Genomic DNA, 20,526 nt, shown 5'->3' with positions numbered 1-20,526 from the left:
GCTGGCCCCCGGACGCATCCCGCCCAGACTTCCTAGACTAACCACGAAGCGCCGCTCTTCCAAGCAAACCCGCTTCGGGAACAATTTTTCGGCCGCAGATCACATCTCGGCCGGGATTTCCACCCCGTCCAGGAAGCTAGCCAGCGACCGCGATCGGTACGGCTGCTGCAGCTTGCGAACCGCCTTGGACTCAATCTGCCGGACCCGCTCACGGGTTACCGAGAAGATCTTACCCACTTCTTCCAGGGTGTAATTGTAGCCGTCCGCTAAGCCGTAGCGGAGCTTGATGATCTCGCGTTCGCGGTAGCTCAGCTCGTCCATGACCTCGTTGAGCCGCTCCTTGAGCATCTCCAGGTTCGCATCGTAGAGGGGGTCCTCGTCGCGCTGCTCCTCAAGGAACTCGCCAAAGTAGTTGTCCTCGTGGTCACCAACGGGCTGGTCAAGTGACAGCGGCTGACGGGTCATCTTGAGGATGCAAGCCGCGTCGTCCATCGACATTCCCGTGATCTCGGCTACCTCTTCCGGGTTGGGCTCGCGGCCGTGCTGCTGCACGAACTCGGCGGACACCGCCCGGATCTTGCTCATGGTGTCGATCATATGCACCGGCAAACGGATCGTGCGGCTCTGATCGGCAATCGCCCGGGTGATGGCCTGACGGATCCACCAGGTGGCGTAGGTGCTGAACTTGTAACCGCGAGCGTGCTCGAACTTATCGACCGCCCGCATCAGACCGGTGTTGCCCTCTTGGATCAGGTCCAAGAAAGACATCCCGCGGTTGCGGTAGCGTTTGGCGATCGAGACCACCAACCGCAGGTTGGCGGCCGACAGACGCCGCTTGGCAGCGTCGTAACGTTCACGCCGTTCCTTGGTGCGGGCCACGAGGTGCGCGAGCGTTGCCGGGCTCTCTTGGGTCAGCCGCATCAGGTAACGCAGTTCGTGCCGCAGTTCGTCGGCGTGCGACGTACCGAGCAACCGCTCCGGCTCAGCCAGCTGCTCTTTGATGACCGCCATGCGGTGGCCGATCTCGTGCAATTGATCCATGATCGGCAGCAGCTTCTGTAGCCGCAGGTTCATCTCTTCGACCAGGCGAATGATCTTGTTGCGGCGGACAATCAGCCGCCGCCATGCCGCGCGGCGTTTGGCGGGTGTCTCGCGGCGATCGATCGCTTGCAGATAGTCGGGCGTGGTTTGGTCGAGCAACCCGTAGATGGTTCGCAGATTGGGACCCAGACGTTGCAGCACACGGCGCTTCTCGGCGGTGTTGGTGACCGAGATCTCGATCGTTCGATCCAGGCGTAGCTCTTTACGGTGAACCTTCTCCAGCAGATCGACCGCTCCCCGCAAGACAAAGTCATTGCAGAGCATCGTGCGGCGGAAGCGGTTGCGTGTCGCCTCGATGGCTTGAGCGGACGAAACCTCCTCGGCCCGATTCAGCATGGGGATTTCACCCATCTGCATCAGGTACATCCGCACGGGATCGTCCACATGCGACTCGGAGGAATCCTCGTAGACTCGGTGGCCGCTGTCGGGCGGACGCACACTGCCCGTCGGGGCGGAACTCGTCTTGGCGCGTCGGCTGGCGGGCGCAGTGCCTTGCGGCTTGCCGCCGTTGACCGGGGTGGACTTGCTGGTGGCCTTCTTGGTGGCGGCTTTGGTGGTCGGCACGGCAGAGACCTCAAATCAGAAGAGAAGAGCCGGAAGGCGAGCGGCAGGCGTCCGCTCTGGCTACCCGCTATGCAGCGGCCAGGCCAGCCGCTGCCAGAAGGCTGCCGGATCAGCCTCAAATCCTTTGCTACCTTATGGTTACGCAACACGCCACCATTTGGTGCTCGGCCCCCAGGCGTTGCGGAAATTCCACGCAGGGCCTAGGCATGTTTACGCTTCGCCACTTCACGCCACGCCCGCTAACTCCCCCCGCCCCGCCATGTCGCCGCTGCGATTCGTGTCGGCGGCCCGGTTAGCCGCCGCAACCTTCTCGCCGCTCGAGCCCTGGCGGATCGACGATCGGCCAACCGTTGCGGTGCTCGATCTGGCGAATGACTCACCGCCGCTCGCCGCGAGCCGACTCGCGGCCCTGGCGGCGGGGATCGGCCCCTGGCTCGCTCTGCACGGCGAGCTGGCCCTGATGGTCGCCACGGGCCCCCACGCTCCGACTGCTGCCGCAAGCCGCTTTGCCACAGCTTTATCCGAAGTGGCGGGCGATCCGCTCCTCGGCGTCCTGCGTGGCGAGAATCTGGTTGAAGGTTTCGAAGAGTTTCTCGCGGCGGGCGTTGGCTTCGCTCATTACCAAACACAAGCCTTGCTGGCGAACGATCCGCGCTTGCCGCTCGCCGGATGGCGTTCGACACCGCCAGGTCCCGTTGTGGCGGCGCTGCAAAGCCCTGTGCGGTGCCTCTTCGGACGCGGCCTGGACGCCACCGCGGTAGGAGCCGCCGCTGCTGAGTCCGCAATCGGCGGAGAAAACCTCGCGACGGAGCGGGTCTGCCGAGCCATCGAGCTGGCTCACCGCGCCTTCCAAGATCACGAAACCGAGGGGATGCTCCACGACGACCAACCCTCCACTGACTTAGCGGAGCCCCCTGCCGGTGATCCCCCACCAACGAACGCCCCCGCCGAAACAGTGCCCGTTTGTTTTGCGCTGGATGAAGGCTACGCGCTGGATGTCCCCCTGCCAGTAAGCGAGCCCCTCAAGCAGCGCCTCGCGTCTATCGCCGCAACGGGCGTTACCTGGCATCCGCTGCCGAACTCCGCCGGGTTACGCCTGTCGGCCCCCCAGCGTAAACCGCTTCAGCAAACGGCACAGCGGCTCGATCTGTTCGCCCCGGCGGGGACGTTCGCTCTGCCGCTCGAGGGGCTGATAACGCGGCGGACGGCCACTTGGCGATCTCACGCTCCGCGTGTTCTGCTCGAACAACTGCTGCCGCTCGGCGTCGATTGCCGCCCCGCGAGCCGGTGGCGCGATGAGCACGCTCTCTCGTAAGGAACTGTGCCGATGATCCTGCAAAGCGATGCGATCCAGGTGCGGGTTGATCCGCCGATCGCCACGATCACGCTCAACCGCCCCGACGCCGGCAACGCCCTCACACGGGCCATGGTATCCGAACTCCAGGTCGCGCTGGGCGATGTGCATGCTGAAAAGCGCATCCGCGCGGTAGTGCTCGCCGCCCGCGGTGATTCGTTTTGCGTGGGTCGCGACGTGGCGGAGATCGCTCCCTCAGAAGACACCCTGGCCGACATGGTCCGCTGGGGAGACGAGGCCCGCGAGTACCAGGAGCTGCTTGTGGCGATGCTCCAGCTCCCCAAGCCGTTGATCGCAGCGGTGCAGGGACCAGCGCTGGCCGCCGGAGCGGGGCTTGTCCTAGCCTGCGACGCCGCGATCGGCTCCGACGCAGCCCTGTTCGGCTTCCCCGAGCCCCGACAAGGAATCGTCGCGGGCGTAGCGGCCCCGCTGCTGGCGTTTTGCGTCGGCGGGGCGGTCGCCAGTCGGCTGCTCGTGCTGGCCGACACGATCGACGCCGCCGAAGCCCATCGGCTGGGGCTTTATCACAAGGTGACGCCCACTGACCTCACGTGGGCCCAAGCGTGCGACTGGGCCCGCACGGCCGCCGAGTCGGCCCCGCAGGCGGTGGGCCTCACCAAACGGCTGCTGTACGACACCGTGGCCGAGCAACTCATGTCGCAGCTCTCAAGCGGTGCCGCCGCGAGCGCCACGGCCATGACAACCGACTCCGCCCGCGAGGGGCTCGCCGCCCATCTCGAAAACCGGCAGCCCGAATGGCCGTAGGAAGGTCGCGACCCCCCTGCCGAGGGGTGCCCGATCTTTCCCGCCCGACTCGTCGTGCGGACACCTTCCCAAGCGGCGGCTCAGCCGATATCTTGCGGGGCTTGGCGGTACCTCCGCCGACTTACACAGGCCGCGCGTCCTCGCACGTGCGGTCGATCGAGCCCTACAGCGCCCCCCGATAACGCCATGGCCAAGAGCGGCGGAAAACGCAAGAAGAAGGTTGAGAGTCTGTTCCTCGTGTGCGAGGAGACAGGCGACTACAACTACACGATCCGCCGCAAGCCGGGTGGTGAGAAGCTGCGTTTGAGCAAGTACTCGCCGCGCCTGCGCAAGCACACGATCCACGTCGAGAAGAAGAAGTAGCACGGCGTGGGGTTCGCTTGGTCGCGGTGCCCCCCGGCGGTTCGCGCTGATCCTCGTAGGGTCTGCTTTAACTCGGGGGCAGTGGCGGCTTTACCCCCAAGGTCAGGGACGGCATGGCCAAGCAGTGGCGTGTGGCGACGCACGATCCGGCCCGGATCGCGGCCCTTGAACGGGCCGCCGGACTGCCGACCGTTGTCGCACAACTGCTGATCGCCCGCGGGATCGACAATCCCACGACTGCCCGCGATTTTCTTGAGCCCAAGCTCACCGGGCTCCGCGATCCCCAGCTTCTGCCCGGCGTCGAACGCGCCTGCGATGTGCTCCTGGAGGCCCTCCAGCAGCGCAAGCCGATCGTCATCTACGGCGACTACGACGCCGACGGCATGACGGCCGCCGCGATCCTCTTGCGATGCCTGCGGCTGCTCCGTGCCGACGTGCGGTTCTATGTGCCGCACCGCATGGAAGAGGGCTATGGGCTCAACGCCGGCGCGATCCGCACCCTGGCCGACGAGGGGGCCCGCACCATCGTGACAGTCGATTGCGGCATCGCGAGCCTCGCCGAAGCGGATCTGGCCCGTGAGTTGGGCATCGATCTGGTGGTCACCGATCATCACAAGCTGGCCGAACGCTTGCCGCACGCCGCGGCGATTGTCCATCCGGGCCTGCCCGGTGAGGACTATCCGTTCACCGGCCTGTGCGGTGCCGCGGTCGCCTTCAAGCTGGCCTGGGCCCTGTGCCAACGGGTGACCGACGCGCAGCACGGCGGCCAAGGCGGCCGCGTTTCCGAACCGATGCGGCGGATGCTCATGCAGGCCGTCGGGCTTGCCGCCATCGGCAGCGTGGCCGACGTCGTGCCGCTCATCGACGAGAACCGCATCCTTGTCCGCCACGGTCTCAACGCCTTGCGGCACAGTCCCGTGCCGGGTGTGGTGGAGCTAGAACGGGTCGCGCAGCTCGGCAAGAAGCCCGACCTGTCGGGCGAAGATCTGGGCTTTGCGATGGCACCGCGGCTGAACGCCGCCGGACGGCTCGGCCAGGCCGAGCTGGGCGTCGAGCTGCTGGCGACCGACGACCCGCGTCGCGCGGCCGAGCTGGCCGACTATGTCGATGAGCTCAACGAGCAACGCAAGAGCGTCGAGCGGAGCGTGCTGCTCGCCGCCCGCAAGCAGGCCAAAGACCGGTTCGATCCGGCGCACGACCCAGCACTGGTGCTCGCAGACCGGGGCTGGCATGCGGGGGTGATCGGCATCGTCGCGGGCAAGCTTGCCGAACAGTACCACAAGCCGGTGGTGGTCGTATCGCTTGATAAGCTCGGCAGCAAGCCGGGCACCGGTTCGGGCCGCAGCATCCCCGGATTCGATTTGCATCGCGCCTTCGCGGCAGCGGGCGAACACCTGGCGAGCCACGGCGGCCACGCGGCCGCGGCGGGCCTACGGATCGACGAGGCGAACCTTGATGCCTTCCGCATCGATTTCTGCGCTCACACCGCCCAGCAGCTGGGACCCGACGGCCAAGCGGGCGAACTCCGCATCGACGCCGAAACCTCGCTTGCCTCGCTAACCCATCAGACCGTTACGCAGATCGAACGGCTCGCCCCCTTCGGACACGGCAACGAGCGGCCGATGCTGTGCGCGAGTGACGTCCGGCTAGCCGGTCCGCCGCGGCGCATGGGAGGAGCGGGTCGGCACCTGAGCGTCGATCTCGAACAACACGGTGTGAAGCTGCGGGCGGTGGCCTTCGGCGCGGGCGACTGGGAAAACGAGCTCCGCGCAGCGACCGGCCCGCTCGAGATCGCCTTCCAGCCGTTGATCAACACCTTCCGCGGGTACCGCACCGTGGAGATGCGCCTGGCAGACTGGAAACCGGGGCAGTGAGATTTTCGCCCGCCAATTAACTGCGTTTTTCGCGGCCGCGTGTGATGCTCACGGCTCGCTCAACGATCAATCTGAGCGCGAAGAGCCGGTTGAGTAAGAATCGGTTTCAGAGGTTGAGGGGTGCCCCTCTGCATGATCCCCCACGACAACCGGCACTGGTCCCCGATTGGGGCGTGGCGAAACGCTGCTCCGAGAAACGAAATTTGCAATCGTTAGCGCTGCGGGTTACCTCGGCTCGTGATGACCCTATCGCAAGGTGTCTGGCGCGGGCGATAGTTCCGCATTGGCGTCTCCGAGTAGCAAGGACCGGAGTCGTTTGGGAAGGAAAACCCCCTCTTTTCTTCTTGCTGGAGGCGACCTCATGCAATCAGCCCCCGCTTGTCTGTTCACGGCGTTGGCCTTGGCCGGTGCGATGACAACCCTGGCGTCCGCCAACCTGATCGCTAACGGAAGCTTTGAGACCGCCGCTGGTTCGACACCGGCTCTGTGGCAGGCCGTGGGGAACCTCGACCTGAGCGCGGGGCAAGCAACGACCGACGGACTGCTGGCGGTCGCGTTCAGCCTCGGCAACGTGCCCTCGAACGGATCGCTCGCCCAGACCGTCGCCACCACGCCGGGTGCCACCTACGAAATCGCTTTCGATTTGGGCAAGTACTCGGCGAATCAACCGATCGAAGTGGCCCGACTTGCGGTTGATATCTTCAGCGCAGCGCCACTCCCGGCGGCAGATACGGGCGACCTGATCGCGGCAACCGTACTGGACAACACACCGGGCCCCGGCGTTTCGACACCCGACGCCACCGTTTACGACAGCTACGTCTTCAGCTTTGTTGCCACGAGCAACAGCACAAGCGTACGGTTCCTGGATTTGTCCGATGCCCCGTCAAGCGGCGGCGGCTTCGATGCGATGCTCGATAACGTCACGCTGACTGCCGTGCCCGAACCGGTGGCACTCCTGCTGCTGCTGATGGGCTTCGCCGGCATCAAGCCGCGGCAACGCTAACGATCGACTCGGTGCGTAGCGCTAGCGACCAACAAACTCGGGCTCGACCAGCTCGGGCAGCACGCCCGCTTCGTAGCCGCGGCGGAGGAAGAGGCGGACCGCTTCGCGTCCCTTGTCGCCAAAGTCGCGTGTCCAGTCGTTGACATACATGCCAACGAACTTGTCCGCCTTCTGGTTGTCCAGATCGCGGCCGTATTGCAACGCGTAGTCGAGCGCCGGTTGGCGATGGTCTAAACCGTAGTCGATGCTCTGGCCGAGGAGCTTCTCGACGGCCAGGATCGTCTCCGTGCCAAGGTTCTTGCGAATGGCGTTCGCCCCCAGCGGCAAGGGCAAACCGCCTGTCTCGTCGTACCACCAGCATCCTAGATCGACGATGAGCTTCAGGTCTTGGTCACCGTAAGTGAGCTGCCCCTCGTGGATCAGCAGGCCCGCATCGACCGGCTGGCCTTCGTAAACGCCCGCGGCGACGGCGGGAATGATCTGGTCGAACGGCACCAGGACGTGGTCAAAGTCGCTGCCCAAATACAGGCGGAGCGACAGCGTCGCGCTCGTGAGTTTGCCGGGAATCGCGATCCGCTTGCGGCGCAGCTCGTCGGTGGTGCACGGCTCGCGGGCAACGACCATCGGGCCGTAGTTGTCGCCCATGCTTGCGCCGCAGTTGCACAGCATGTACTTGTCTTGCAGGAAGGCGTAAGCGTGGATGCTGACCGCGGTCAACTCGAGCTCGCCCGAGAACGCTCGCTGATTGAGGGTCTCGATATCAACCAGCTCGTGGGTGAACTGGTAGTCGCCCGTGGGGAGGAGGTCCTTGGCGAGCGCGTAGAACATGAACGCGTCGTCGGGGTCGGGGCTGTGTCCGACGCGGATGAGCTGCTTAGTGGCGGGCATGAGAGCGACGAATGGAGGGGAAGGCGGGCTAGGTTTCGGGGCAACCGACGCTGCGGCAGCCCTCACGGCAGTGACCGCAAGCCGAGGCCTCGGTTCACTCCGCGCTTCTAAAACCCTACCCCGATCGGCCCTCACGCTCCAGCCAGCCCCAGCGGAGATCCGCCTACGCTTCGAGCGTCAGCCCCGGCGTGGTCACCGGCGAGCCACCCAGATGAGGCTTGGGGGCGGCGGTTTTGGTCGCCGGCTTGGCAGCGGCTGACTCGTCCCGGGCCTCGGTGGTGAGCTTCTCGCACGCCTGACGCCAGGTCTCGCGTTGGAACTCCAGCACACGCAGGGCGTCGGCCATCAGCTGTTTATCGAGGTTCACGTAGACGCTCGTCAGCCGGGCGTAAACGAACTCGTACAGCTTGGCGAGCTTCGCATTGAGGTCCGTCTTCTGGTCCTTCACGCCTACAAGCAGTTCTTCGACAATGTCCAGGGTCCGCATCAGGGCGGGATGCGCCGCGAGCTCGTCTTGCCGCAGCACCGCTTTCTCCGCCTCACGACCGAAGCGCAGAGCACCATCGAGCAGCATTAAGTGAAGCTGCGCCGAGTTGGCCGTTTGGACTCGGGCCTCGAGGTATTCGCGGTTTAGATTGGTGGACATCAAAAAAATTCCGTTCGCGTAACGGGGAAAGCGAGGGGGTTATCTGTTCTGGATCTGGATGAACTGGATATTCTCTAGCGCCGTGGTGTTAGATTGCAGCAGGGCGATCGTCTCTTCCAGGCGGATAAAGTCCAGCAGCAAGCGATCACGCTCACGGTCCAAAGAGGCCGTCATCAGCTCGATCCGCGAGTCGTTCGCTTCGATCGTGCGCTGCAGGGCGTCGGAGCGGCTGGAGAGCAGCGAGCTGCCGGCTCCGGCAAGCTGATCAATCGTCTGGGTCAACCGTTTGGCGACGCCGCGCTGATCGTCTTGAAACAGCCGTTCGACGCCTTCGGGATCGTCGGCAAACGCTTCGGTTAGCTGCGTGCGATCGAGCGTCAACCGGCCTTCCGCGTTCAGGCTGATCCCGACCGCTTCTAGTGAGCCGTAGTCGGTGCCAAAAATGGCCCGGCTCGAAAGGATCCTCGAGAGATCCGCATCGACCCGCAGCGCCTCGTTACGACCGAACAGAATTCCGGTGGTGAGCGTCTCTTCGTCGAACGACGTAAAATCATCGAGTGACGTACGCAACGAGTTGTACGCATCGACGAAGCTCTGCGCTGCATTGACCAGCGGCGTGTTATCGACCGTCACATCGATCCGCGCGGCGGTGCCCGAAGCCTCGTTGACCGTCAGGTTGATCCCGTCGATCACGCTGTTGAAATCGTTTGTCTGCGAACGAACCACCACGCCGCCCGACCCGCTGGGGCCGAACAGTGCCGCGGCATCGGCCGGCCGATTGGTCTCGGTGAACGTGAGCTCGCTGTCGCCGGTGTCCAGGAGCAGCTCAAATGCGGCACCCGGTTTATCGGCGGTCAGCACGAGCCTTGACCCGTTCAGATCATTGAGCACCGAGGCCGTGACGCCGGCATCAAGCTCGTTGATCCGCTTCACTAGCGCTTCAAGTGTGCCGTCGGTCGCGGCATCGGCCGAGAACAGAAAGCCGCTGTTGATCGTCTGCTGGCCGGAGGCGTTGTTGGTGGTCGAAGTCCGAGCGATCTTGAGGTCGGCGGCGGCGGTTCCGCTGCCCCGATCGACCACGCTCAGGCTGCCCTGCCCCCCCGCGTTGTCGGTCAGCACGATGCCCGTGCCCGCATCGTTGAGCGATGCCGTCACCGCGACGCCATTCTGGGCGTTGATCTTGCTGATTACATCATCGATCGTAAACGCTTCGGCCCCGGCCTCTCCCAGATTGACAAAGGCCGTGTTGCCCGCCGAATCGGTGATCTCGAAGACCCCCAGGTCGATGCCCTCACCCCCATTCAGCGAGGCGAGCGAGACGCCGTCGGTTGTGGCGGCAAGGGCGTCCAGATCGATCTCGTAGCCATAAGAGCCGTTGATCGTCGCTTGGCCAGATCCGTTGGTGGTGGTCGAAGCCCCCAGCAGGTTGAGGTCGGCGGCCGTCGTGCCGTTACCCACTTCGACCACCGTAAACGAGCCCGATCCCCCTGCGGTGTCGGTCAGCAAAATGCCATCGCCCGACGAATTGATCTCTGCCCGGACGTTAAGGTTCAGTGCATTGATGGCGTCGATCACGTCGCCGACGGTCTCCGCCTCGTCGCCGATCTTGTTCAGATCCACGGCACCGGAGATCCCCGCCGAGTTGGTGATGCGGAAGTCGCCCACGTCGATGCCGGCTCCGCCACGCAACGAGTCGAGCCGTGTCGAACGACCAACGGTCTGGCGGCTCAGCGTGCCCGAGTTGACCGACGCCACCGCGGCATCGACAGCGATCCCTAGGTCGGTGGCCGTTGTGGTTGCGCCGCTGTCGGCAACCACCAGATTGCCCGATCCTTGTGAGGTGTCGGTAAGGGAGATCCCGCTGCGGGCGTTGTTGATCTGTGCCGCGACACCGATCCCTGCGTTGTTGATTGTTTCGACAATTTCTTGGAGCGTCTCGGCACCAGAAAGATCGATGGTCGCCGTGGCTCCACTGCGATCCGTGACATCAATCTGACCCAACTCAAAGCCGGCGCCGCCGTTGAGATTCGCGAGCAACGTGTCACGCAAACCCGAGACAAGACGCCCGGAAACGCTGTTGTCCGCAACACCTGCCGAGCCCGTATCGATGCGCAGGCTTTCTGCCGAACCGAAGTCGCTGGTGACCGTCAAGTTGGCGGCCGTTGATCCGGTGTTATCGGTAAGCGTTATCCCACGTCCGTCCGCGCGGATCGAGGCGGTGAGCTTGCCGTCGTTACCGTCAGCCGAATTGATGGCGTTGATCACATCGCCCAGCGTCTCGGCACCTTTGAGATCGACGCCCAGGTTCGTGACACCGTCACGCAGCGAGATATTGAGATCATCAACGCCTTCGACGTCGCTACCCGTATCCACTCCGAGACCGTCGTTGAGGGTCTCTAGGCGGGTGTTGACCGTCAGGCTGTAGACGTCGGCTCCGGTGATGGAAGTCGTGGCTCCCGCGGCAGTCAAGCCGGCCAAGCCGAGCCCTTGGGCGGTGCTGCCGAGACCTACATCCCGCACGGTGAGCGTGCCCGTGCCACCTGTGTTGTCAGTCAAGACGATCTGGTCACCGTCGATCGAAGCGGTGACGTCGATGTCGACCGAGGTGTTGATAGCGCTGAGCACGTCATCGATCGTCTGGGCTGCGCGCAGGTCGATGACCGCTGAGTCACCGTTTTTGTCGTTGATCTTGATCTGACCCGGCGCGACGCCGTTTCCGCCGTTGAGCTGCGCGAGGTCGATGCCCTTATCAACCTGCCCGCCAAAGCCCAGGCGTAGCGTGCCCCCGCCGAGGGTGTCGTCCAGGCTCTGGAAGCTGCCCGAGACCAGTTGGTGGGCCGAAGCGGTGCGAAGCGGCGTGAACTCATAGCTGCCGGCACTGGGCGAAGCTCCCGCGGCAATCCGAGCCGTTACCGCCGTGCTCGATGACGCGGCTTTACGACCAGTGAAAGTCGAAAGCGAGTTGAAGCGCGAAGCGGAGGAACGCAGTGCCAGCACGCGTGCGGAAAGCTGATCGATGGCCGCCCGCTCGCTGCGTAAGCCCGCGGTGCGATTGGACAGCAGCGTCCGGGGCCGCGCCGACAGCGAGATCAGCTGATCGACGGTCTCTTCGATCGGCAGCCCGGAGATCAAGCCGGCCGAGGTCGTGATGCCGGTTGAGGAAATCCGAGACATGCGATCGCTGTGCGAGGCGGGGCAAGGGCTAGAACGGTGCTAACTGCACTATCAGCCTAGGTTACGGCTGGTGCGCACACGTCCGCTGTCAGTATCGGCTGGGTAAAGCTGGCGGCTTCACCTGCAGCCGGCCGCTCCTGCTTAAACGAAAAAACCGGTCCGTTCCCCACCTTGGGGAACGGACCGGCTCGTACGTCGTGTGGATGCTAGCGGCTAGGCCGCCAGACTTACCGCTCGCGACCTTAACCCAACAGGGCCAAGACGTTCTGCGGGTTCTGGTTGGCGATCGCCAGAACTCGTGTGCCGGACTGGACGAGAATCTGCGAACGGGTGAGGTTCGCGGTTTCTTCGGCGAAGTCGGCGTCACGGATGCTGCTCTCGGCCTCGGTGAGGTTCGTGAGCGTATCGTTCAGGGCGTTCTTGTTCGTCTCCAGCGACGTCCGCTGGAAGGCGCCCAAGCGACCGCGAAGCGAGGTCACCTGATCGATCGCGTCCTCAACGATCCGCGCGGCGGTCGTCGGGTCGCTCGACAGGTCGGCCAGGCCACCCGTGCCGAGCTGGAACAGCTTGCCACTGGTGCCGCCCAGGCGGGCGGTGTTCACACTGCCGATGCCGAGACGGGCCTGCTGGTTGCTGACCACGTCCGGGCCAAGCTGGAACAGAGCACCGCCGCCAGAAATCGTGAAGCTGGAAGTGCCGGTGAAACCGGCTGTCAGCGTCGCCGACAGGTCAAGCGTCGCGGTGTTGATCGACAACTCGTTGCCGTTGCCGGTTGCAACCACGCCGTTCACCGAGGCCACGACATCGGCTCCAACCGAACGCTGACCCTGGCCGACGGCCGTGGTGAACGTGCCAGCGGGAGTCGCTCCGGTGCCTTCGCTGATGACGCTGATGTCAACAAACGCGTTGCTACCGTAGCCAGACGAGGTCAGGTCGAGCGTCGTCGCCGTCGTGGCGTTGGCGGCAGCCCGAACGCCGGTGGCGTCGCTAACCAAGTTGATGCCCGCGATCAGGTCGGTCAGCGATGTGCCGACGCCGAACGAAAGCACTTCCGAGCCGTTGGCTCCGGCCAGCTCGAACACAACCGCGGCCGACAGGCCGCCCGCAGCCGTACCGCCGGTCAGCGCCAGGGCTGACGGAGGAGCGCTGTTCGTGGCGTTGTAGGTGGCGGATCCCGAGTAGGTCGCGGTCGCGACTTCGGCGATGCCCTCGATCGCAGCACGGATCTGCTGGACCGTGGTGTTGCCGGTGTCGTTGACCGTCACGGTGTAGCCGTTGGTCGCGTCACCGGTGACAACGGGCGTGCCCGCGGTCGCCGACGAGTTCTCGGCCAACGTGATGCTGAAGCCGGTGTTGCCGGCAACCGTGGTGATCGCGATGGTCTCGGTGCTGGACGTCTGATCCGAACCGTTCGACAGCGTCAACGCTGCCGGCGCGGTGTCGGCGCTGCCAAGGAACGAGCGGGTGCTCGTCGATGTGGCACCGACTTCGGCCAGGCCGTTGATCGCGGAAGTGATATCCGCAACGCTCGTCGCGACGGTGTCGTCGATCGTGATCGTGTAACCGTTGGTCGCATCGCCACCAACCACCGGGGTCGCACCGGTGCCGTTGGCTTCGACGATCGTGATACCAACGTTACCCGAGATGCCAGCAGCGGCACCGGTAACGGTGATCGACTCGGTCGAGGCGTCTTCGCCACCGGTCAGCGACTGCGCGGTGAGCGACTGAGCCGCACCAGCACCAGCTGGAGTGGTGACGTTCGAGGTGTCGAACTCGGTCAGGCCGTCGATCGCCGTGGCGATATCGCCGACGGTCCAGTTGCCGGCATCGTTGGTGATGTCCGCGTTGACCGTGATCGTGTTGGTGCCCGAGTCGTAGGTGGCACCGAGCGACGAGGTCGTGTCAACGATGTTGATCGCCAGCGTCGAGGTGTTACCAGCCGCACCGGCCGTAGCAGCGGTGATATCGAAACCACCGTTGGTCAGCGCGATGGTGCCCGAAGCGGCGGTCGCGGCGATGCTCAGGTCGATCTGGCCGGACGACGCCTGGGCGGCGGCGCTGACGGCGGTGATCGCAAGGCTGCCGGTGGAAGCCGTTGCGGCACCACCAGCGGGGATGTTGGCAACGCCGACGGTGGCTTGTGTGGCGGCGGTCGTCACGTTGACGTCCACAGCAACCGAACCCGTGGCGCCCAGGTTGGCCTGGTCGATCTGCAGGTTCGAGATGTTCGAGAAGTTGGTGCCGGCGGTCGTCGTGAAGTCGAGCGAGCCGTCCAGCAGGCGACGACCCTGGAAGGTCGTGGTCTGGGCGATCCGGTTAAGCGCTTCGAGCGACGAGTCGACCTGAAGCTGGTTGGCCGCGATCTGCTCGTCCGACAGGGCGCCGGAGTTGGCCGATTCGGTCACCAGGCCGCGGATGTCGTTCAGCAGCGAGCTGACCTGACCCAGAGCCGAGTCGGCCGTCGCGATCACCTGATTCGCACGGTCGGTGTTACCGATCGCACGGCGGATCGACGTGATGTCGCTCCGCAGGTTTTCGCTAGCGATCAAACCGGCCGGGTCGTCCTTGCCGGTGTTAATCCGCAAACCGGTCGACAGGCGCGTGAGCGACTGCGACAGGCTAGCGTTGGCGTTCTGCAGGTTGTTACGACCAACCAGCGAACTGACGTTCGTATTGATGCGTGTCATCGCACTCCCCTTAATGGTCCGTGGTACATGAGGCACACCGTGCCGCCCCGCGGGGTTGCACTGCGTGTCGTGGCGTCGAGGGAACCTGGGTCCCGACCGCCGTCTTGTTGTTGTCTTCCGTGCGGTGACTCTCTGACGGCCGATCGTGGCTCAGGAGCGTGCGTCCACGCGCCTCAAGTTCACGGTTCAAACCCAGCGAGCGATCCTGAACAATGGTTCCGTAGCCCCACCACCTAACGAAGGGATGAGGACCTACGCGAACGTATCGTCTGCTGAGTGCGCGCTAGTGAGTGCAAGCACTGATTCCAAGAGGTCTTCTAGGTCCCCCGTCCCCGCAATCAGCACAACCCGCATAACGCGTTGCGAATCCGATTTTCGGTAGGGTGGGCCACCAAGTCCGCGGCGTTAAAGCCGTTGCATTCAGCAACCGGCACCGGAGCGAAATTGCTGAAGACAGCGTTGCTTGACACCGGCTTGGTCGAGAGAACAACGACCGGCGATCTTCACGACGGCCTTGCCAGCAGGCCGTCGGGGTGCCAAGCACAGCCGCTTTTCTGCGCAGAACACGGCGCAGGTCAGAAAGAAAAGAGGGAACCGCTAATGAATGTCTCTGTCGAGACAATCGGTTCCCGTGTGAGTCAGCGGGCAGAAAGATTGGCAACCAATCCCGCTTGGCTCCGTTAACAGGCGGAACTATTCCTTGTCGCCCGTCACGCCGCGTGCGTCGTTGGACGAGATCTCGCTCGCGCGACGGTTTTCACGCTGGATCGCCTCGTAAACCTCGCGGCGGTGAACGGGGATCTCGACCGGAGCGTCGATCCCCAGCCGAACCTTATCTCCCCGCACATCGACGATCGTGACCACCACGTTGTCGCCAATGATGATGCTCTCGTCGCGCTGTCTTGAGAGGACCAGCATGGGGTCATTCCTTGCAAGGTGGCCGACGCGGGAGCATGCGGACCAAACGAATGGATAGGTAACAGGCACGGGTTGCGTGCAGGCAATCCGTCAACACCTGCTGCTATCGGACCCCTCAGCCGCTGACCTGTATCTGAGCCCGCCACACTCCGGTTGTAGGGCCTTTTCGGCCCTGTTTGTGAATCCGTCTTAGGCGGAGCGACGCATCGGCAGGCGGCGTCCGAGCCAGTGACGCACCGGATGATCGTCCTTAGCGATAATCTGCCGGCCCCGACGGGTTTCCAAACAGACTACCAACGGGGCCTTGAGGTTCAGCGACAAACCGCCGCCCTGGGGGCCCGAGTCGTGATGGCTCACGCTGACAACCACCTGCAAGTCAGAGTCTTGCGGAGCCTCGAGCACCTGCAGATCGCGAGCGGCAACCCTGACGCGGTATCCCGAAACAAACCGGCGGGGGCTCACAATCGCCAGGGCGACTTCCGCCCGATCCAGCGACTGGAGCCAGCCCAGGCCTTCGTTTTGGGCATCGGCGAATACCACCCACCGACGACAACCCTCCAGACCGATCAGGCCCAGCGGGAAGTCAATGATATCCGAAGAGCGGATCTCGACCGCTCCGAACCGTGTGGTGTTGATCTGCATCGCCCGCTTCCCTGTCGGAAGTGTTCTGCTGAGTCCGATCACGCTCTCTGAGCGCGCATGCCACTGCTATGTCAATTGGATCGGCTACGCCGGTCGATCCGGTACAACTAAAACGAGCGGCAGCGGACCCGCTTAGATGAAGTCAAGGATCGATAGCGATAAGATCGTTGCGGAGGTCCGCAACGAAGCTTCTAGCGATGCTTGCTGAGCCGTCAGGTCGGAGATCACCTCGACCAGATCCGCATCGATCTCGCGCGACAACGATTCTCGGAGCGTCGCGTCTTCGGTCGCCAAGCGATCGCTAACGTCTTCGAGCGTTCGTAGCCGGACGCCGATTTCGGCACGGCCGAAGCTCACGCGGTTGATATCCGCGTCGAGACGATCAATTTCACGACCAACCTGCACACCGTCGCCATCGAGCAAGGCTTGCCGCATCCGGCTCAGCGTATTGAAGACGCTATCCACCTCAAGCGTGTGGCGATCCGTCGACGCCGCCGTGGCCGTGGTAGTGGTGATCGAGGTATCGGTTTCGCTGAAGAAGCCGAGCCGCTCGGCGATTTCTCCCGAAACCACCATCGAATCCGCCTCATAACCGCCCGTGGCCGCGAACGACTGCACGGCGACCGGGGCACTAACTACCGCCGGAACGGTCGGTGCCGTGACGGTGTAGCCCGCCAGGGCGTTGCTGATCGCCGTGGCGATCGCATCCGTGTCGGGCGTTCCGCCGCCCAGATCGACCGTAATCGCATCGCCTACCACGCTGGCTGTGAGCCCTCCACCGAGTGAATCGATCACCTCGATCGTGAACGGCCGGTTGCCTGCCAATCCGGGCGTATCGGCTGTCAGCGTGAGCACATCGCCGCCGATCGTCGCTGAACCCGTTGCTGCCGCGGCGGTATCAACCGCGTCGGTGCGCGTGAGCACCAAGCCGTTGCCGACCGTCGCCAGTTCCGCCGTAACAGCACCGCCGGTCTGTGCCGCGATCTGGGCCCGCAGGTCGGCGACGGTCGTGACGGGCGGATCGCCCGTCAAGTCAATGTCGTAGGTGGTGGTGGTACCGGCGTCGCGAAGCGTTATCTGAAAGCGGTTCTGAGTGGGGCTTTCGTCGGCGCTCGACGTCTCGATCACAACGCCAACGCCCCGATTGAAATCGGCGAGCCGGCTCGCATCGGTATAGGTGCGAACGCCCAGCGCGGTCGCGGTATTTCCACCGTTTTCGCCAATCGTTAGATCGGCACCGCTGCGGCGCGAACGGATATCCAGCCCGTTGCCGGCCGCGTTGATGCTCGCTGCCAAGCCATACTCACGCTTGTTGAGCAGATTCAGCAGGTCCTGCACCGTCTCGGCAGAAGACGTATCGATCTCGAAAGTCTCTTCACCGCCGTTGGTGATCTGGAGACCACCGCTCAGATCGAGCGTCGTCCCGCTGCCGCCGTCGATCCCCACGCCGAGCGAGGCCCCGAGCGCTACCGCTCCGGTTCCGCGTAAGTTGGCCGTGGCTTGGTCGCGTCGATCAACCTGGGCCGTAAACGTGCCTTCGGCGTTGATCGCGGCGGCTACCTCGGTGGCGGTCGTACTGCCGGCAACGACGGACACGGTCAGGGTGTTGGTCGCTGAAGTGTACACAGCCGCTGCCGCAGTACCGGCTACGTACTCGACCGTCACGCCATTAAAATCCGCACCGTTCTGGTTGGCAGTGATCGTAAGATCGTTGTTGTCGCCCGGCGAAACAATGCGGCCGCGTGCGCGGGTGCCCACCAACTCGTCGAGACGGTCGGTAATCGTCAGGCGGGGGTTGAGATCGGTCCCCTGCAGACTGGCCGTGGCAAGCGTCAGGTTGCGGATGCCAAGCTCGCGCGCTGTGGCACCTTCAGCAACTTCCTCGATCAAGAACTCGCCGTTGGTTGCCGTCAGACGCAGCCCGTTGCCTGACACCTCAACCGCTATCTCGGCACCTGCGGGCGCCCCCGCTTCGATCAATCGAGCAACGTCGCCGACGGTTGAGGCAGCGCTCAGATCGATCGTGACAGTTGTTGTCGGAACCGTCGTCGCGGTGGGATTGAAAGTCAGTGAGATGGCCCCGCCCGGGCTCAGTCCCAACCCGCCGTTGATCTGTGACAGACGCGTCGTGGGGTTCAGCTGGGGCTGAAGATCCACCACCCCGCGCACGGCTTCGGACAGGCCACCGAGCACTTCGTCGCCCGGGGACGAATTATTGAACAGGTAGCCGATATCGATAAAGGTTTGTGACGACAACTCGTCACCGTAGTAATCGACGAAGCCTTTGTAAGCCGAGTAGGGGGCATTGGCCGTCTGGGCACCGCCCAGCAAGTGGGTCTGGGTGAGGGTCGTGTTGCCCACGCGCTGCAGATCGAGCATCAGCTGATCGATCGTGTTGATGACCGCGGAACGCTGCTCATCGGTCGATAGCGTGCCGACCACCCCCAGCACCTCGCCCCGCAAGCTCGAAAGCTGCGAAGAAACATTCGCCAGCGACGATTCGGTCGTCACGAGCGCTGCTTGGGCCCCTTGCAGATTGGTCGCTGATTGCTCTTTGCGCTCGATCGAACGCTGCAGCGCCATGGCCCGCTGTGCGGCCGAGGCATCGTCGCTCGGCAAGAAGATGCGGTATCCGGTGCTCAGCTGATTCTGCAGCCGGAACAGCTCGTTCTGGTCGCTCTGCACCTGCTGCGTGATCCGTTGACGGGTCAACGCACCGGTCACACGGGTCGACGATAGCGGCAGGATATTTGACACAGAATCAGCCGTCGAGCGGTTGAGGGGGAAGAATCAGAGGGCCGAGATTTAGATCGCGACCAGTGCGTCGAGCATGGCTTGAACTACCGAGATGTAACGCGCCGTGGCCTGATAGATCCGCTGGAGCGAGATCATATCGATCGCCTCTTCATCGATGTTCACACCACTGATCGACTGGAACTCGCTTTCCAGGGTCGATTCGAAGGCACCCAAGCCGTCGGCGATCGAGCCGGCCACGGTCGATCGTTGCGACAACTCGTTGACCATTTGGTCGTACTGGTCGTAGATCGAGGCCCCGTCGAGCGACGCCAGGGGCTGATCGGCAAGCGCCGCCAGCGCGATCGCGTTGCGGCCTTCGACCCCGTCCCGGCTCAAGGCAAACTTACCCGCATTCGCGATGCCGCTGAGTTCACGATTCGTACCGATGTTGGAAGACCCGCTGCCGGTAAAGAACGAGTTAAGACCGAGCGAAGCGAGCACGCCGCTCGTGTCTTCGGCGAACGTGAAGCGGGTATCGCTCGTTTCAGAGGCCAGCGTCAGTCGGCCATTCACGTTGATCGAGGCGCTGATGCCCGTCACGTTGTCGAGCTGCTCCGCTAGATCGGCAAGCGTGGTCTTGGGATCGCCGCTAGTGCCGAGCAGATCGATCGTGATCCAAGTCGGCGTGATGACGCCCGTATTTGTGTTCGCTACGTCGAGACGAAACTCGCCGTTGGTGGGGGAGAACGTGAGCCCCGCCGCGTCGAGAGCGGCGTTGGGATCAAGAACGGCTTCTTGGGTGGTGAGCGTATCGAAGCCCACCAGGCCCTGCCCCTGTGAGTAAACCTTGTTGAACTCGTTGATCAGGCTCTTGGCGAACCCATCAAGCTGGTCGCGGAAGCCATCGACGACCGTGTCGCGAGACTGGGTCAGGCCGTAGATTCGACCGCTCGCAAGGTCCAACCGCTTGCCGCTGTCGGTAAAGACCAAGCGTGATTCGGCTTCGCCCGTGCCATCGGCAACTTCGAGAGAGATCTCGCGTCGCTGCCCCTCGAACACCAAGAATTCGCCACCTACTGCGATGCTCAGACCGCCACTGGGCTGCTCGACCACGGTCGCATCGATCAGGTCCGCCAGGGCGTTTAGCTTGTTGTTCCGCTGGGTCCGGAGCGCACCGGCGTCGCTCGAACCGACTGAGCCGGCCTCGGTTTGCGTGATTCGGATGTTGAACTGCTGAATCTCGAGCGCCAGTTGATTGACTTGGCCGACCGAGGTCGCGATCTCGTTGTCGTAGTTGTCGCGCAGCGCTTTGGCCCGTTGATCGATGCGGCGGATCTCGCCGGCCAGCCGTTCACCTTCCAGCACGGCCAGGTTGCGTGACGAGTAGGGATCGCCTGCCGTGGCGTTGTTGGTGTTTTCGATCGCACCGAAGAACTTGGTCAGACCCGTGCTCAGATCGTTATTGGTGAGCTCACCCAGCAGAGCCTCGAGGTCCTTGTAGGCCTCGTTCTGGATGTCCGCTGCCGCACGATCCGCCGAAGCGTCGCGCAGCTGGTTGCCCAAGAAGTCATCGATCTTTTGCGTGATGCTATCAACCACCACGCCGAGGCCGATATTCAGGCCTCCGCGACGCTGTACCGGCGCGGGCGCGTAGTTAACCTGCTCACGAATGAAGCCTTCGGTGTTAGCGTTGGCAATGTTGTTGCCAACCACCTGCAGGCCGATCTGCATCGCCTGAAGCGTATTGCTAGCGGTCTGCAGCGATCCGAAGAGCGACATACCGAGCTAACTCCGCCAGCGCGCCCACGTGC

14 protein-coding genes are annotated in these 20,526 nt (G+C 63.8%); 5 read left to right on the top strand and 9 right to left on the bottom strand.

Annotated features, from left to right (window positions below):
- Nucleotides 1-99: 99 nt before the first annotated feature.
- The gene (locus Pla111_RS13120; protein WP_231931030.1) at nt 100-1,539 is read right to left on the bottom strand and encodes an RNA polymerase sigma factor RpoD/SigA; all 1,440 of its coding nucleotides are present in this window, start codon (nt 1,537-1,539) and stop codon (nt 100-102) included.
- Nucleotides 1,540-1,924: 385 nt separating this feature from the next.
- Between Pla111_RS13120 and Pla111_RS13115 the strand changes: the two genes are divergently transcribed.
- The 5 genes from Pla111_RS13115 to Pla111_RS13095 all read left to right on the top strand — a co-directional run bounded on the left by Pla111_RS13115 (nt 1,925) and on the right by Pla111_RS13095 (nt 7,024).
- A complete protein-coding gene (locus tag Pla111_RS13115; RefSeq protein ID WP_146574902.1) occupies nt 1,925-2,980 on the top strand; it encodes a hypothetical protein in 1,056 nt (351 codons plus the stop codon).
- A 12-nt stretch (nt 2,981-2,992) separates the two neighbouring features.
- Nucleotides 2,993-3,784, top strand: a complete 792-nt coding sequence (locus Pla111_RS13110; RefSeq protein WP_146574901.1) for an enoyl-CoA hydratase/isomerase family protein — start codon at nt 2,993-2,995, stop codon at nt 3,782-3,784.
- Between the two features lie 186 nt (nt 3,785-3,970).
- Complete coding sequence (rpmG, locus tag Pla111_RS13105) at nt 3,971-4,147, top strand: 50S ribosomal protein L33 (RefSeq protein ID WP_146574900.1); 177 nt, start codon at nt 3,971-3,973, stop codon at nt 4,145-4,147.
- Between the two features lie 113 nt (nt 4,148-4,260).
- Nucleotides 4,261-6,021, top strand: coding sequence for a single-stranded-DNA-specific exonuclease RecJ (recJ, locus tag Pla111_RS13100; protein ID WP_146574899.1), 1,761 nt, complete (start codon nt 4,261-4,263; stop codon nt 6,019-6,021).
- Nucleotides 6,022-6,382: 361 nt separating this feature from the next.
- Nucleotides 6,383-7,024, top strand: coding sequence for a DUF642 domain-containing protein (locus tag Pla111_RS13095; RefSeq protein WP_146574898.1), 642 nt, complete (start codon nt 6,383-6,385; stop codon nt 7,022-7,024).
- Between the two features lie 21 nt (nt 7,025-7,045).
- Here the strand turns inward: Pla111_RS13095 and Pla111_RS13090 are convergent, their stop codons facing one another.
- From Pla111_RS13090 to flgK, 8 genes are all read right to left on the bottom strand, one after another.
- Nucleotides 7,046-7,912 (bottom strand): menaquinone biosynthesis family protein, encoded by an 867-nt coding sequence (locus Pla111_RS13090; RefSeq protein WP_146574897.1) that lies wholly within the window; start codon nt 7,910-7,912, stop codon nt 7,046-7,048.
- A gap of 163 nt (nt 7,913-8,075) precedes the next feature.
- Nucleotides 8,076-8,558 carry a flagellar export chaperone FliS gene (fliS, locus tag Pla111_RS13085; RefSeq protein ID WP_146574896.1) on the bottom strand — a complete coding sequence of 161 codons (483 nt, stop codon included), beginning with the start codon at nt 8,556-8,558 and terminating at the stop codon, nt 8,076-8,078.
- Between the two features lie 39 nt (nt 8,559-8,597).
- A complete protein-coding gene (fliD, locus tag Pla111_RS13080) occupies nt 8,598-11,732 on the bottom strand; it encodes a flagellar filament capping protein FliD (RefSeq protein ID WP_146574895.1) in 3,135 nt (1,044 codons plus the stop codon).
- 242 nt (nt 11,733-11,974) lie between these two features.
- Complete coding sequence (locus Pla111_RS13075; protein ID WP_146574894.1) at nt 11,975-14,419, bottom strand: flagellin N-terminal helical domain-containing protein; 2,445 nt, start codon at nt 14,417-14,419, stop codon at nt 11,975-11,977.
- Nucleotides 14,420-15,112: 693 nt separating this feature from the next.
- Nucleotides 15,113-15,337 carry a carbon storage regulator CsrA gene (gene csrA / locus Pla111_RS13070; RefSeq protein WP_146574893.1) on the bottom strand — a complete coding sequence of 75 codons (225 nt, stop codon included), beginning with the start codon at nt 15,335-15,337 and terminating at the stop codon, nt 15,113-15,115.
- A 189-nt stretch (nt 15,338-15,526) separates the two neighbouring features.
- Nucleotides 15,527-15,979 (bottom strand): flagellar assembly protein FliW, encoded by a 453-nt coding sequence (gene fliW / locus Pla111_RS13065; protein ID WP_146574892.1) that lies wholly within the window; start codon nt 15,977-15,979, stop codon nt 15,527-15,529.
- Between the two features lie 132 nt (nt 15,980-16,111).
- Complete coding sequence (locus Pla111_RS13060) at nt 16,112-18,736, bottom strand: flagellin N-terminal helical domain-containing protein (RefSeq protein WP_146574891.1); 2,625 nt, start codon at nt 18,734-18,736, stop codon at nt 16,112-16,114.
- Nucleotides 18,737-18,784: 48 nt separating this feature from the next.
- Complete coding sequence (gene flgK / locus Pla111_RS13055; RefSeq protein ID WP_146574890.1) at nt 18,785-20,494, bottom strand: flagellar hook-associated protein FlgK; 1,710 nt, start codon at nt 20,492-20,494, stop codon at nt 18,785-18,787.
- Nucleotides 20,495-20,526 lie beyond the last annotated feature (32 nt).

It is taken from the genome of Botrimarina hoheduenensis (genome assembly GCF_007859815.1).
GTDB lineage: Bacteria > Planctomycetota > Planctomycetia > Pirellulales > Lacipirellulaceae > Botrimarina > Botrimarina hoheduenensis.
This window is presented reverse-complemented; position numbering and strand designations above follow the sequence as displayed.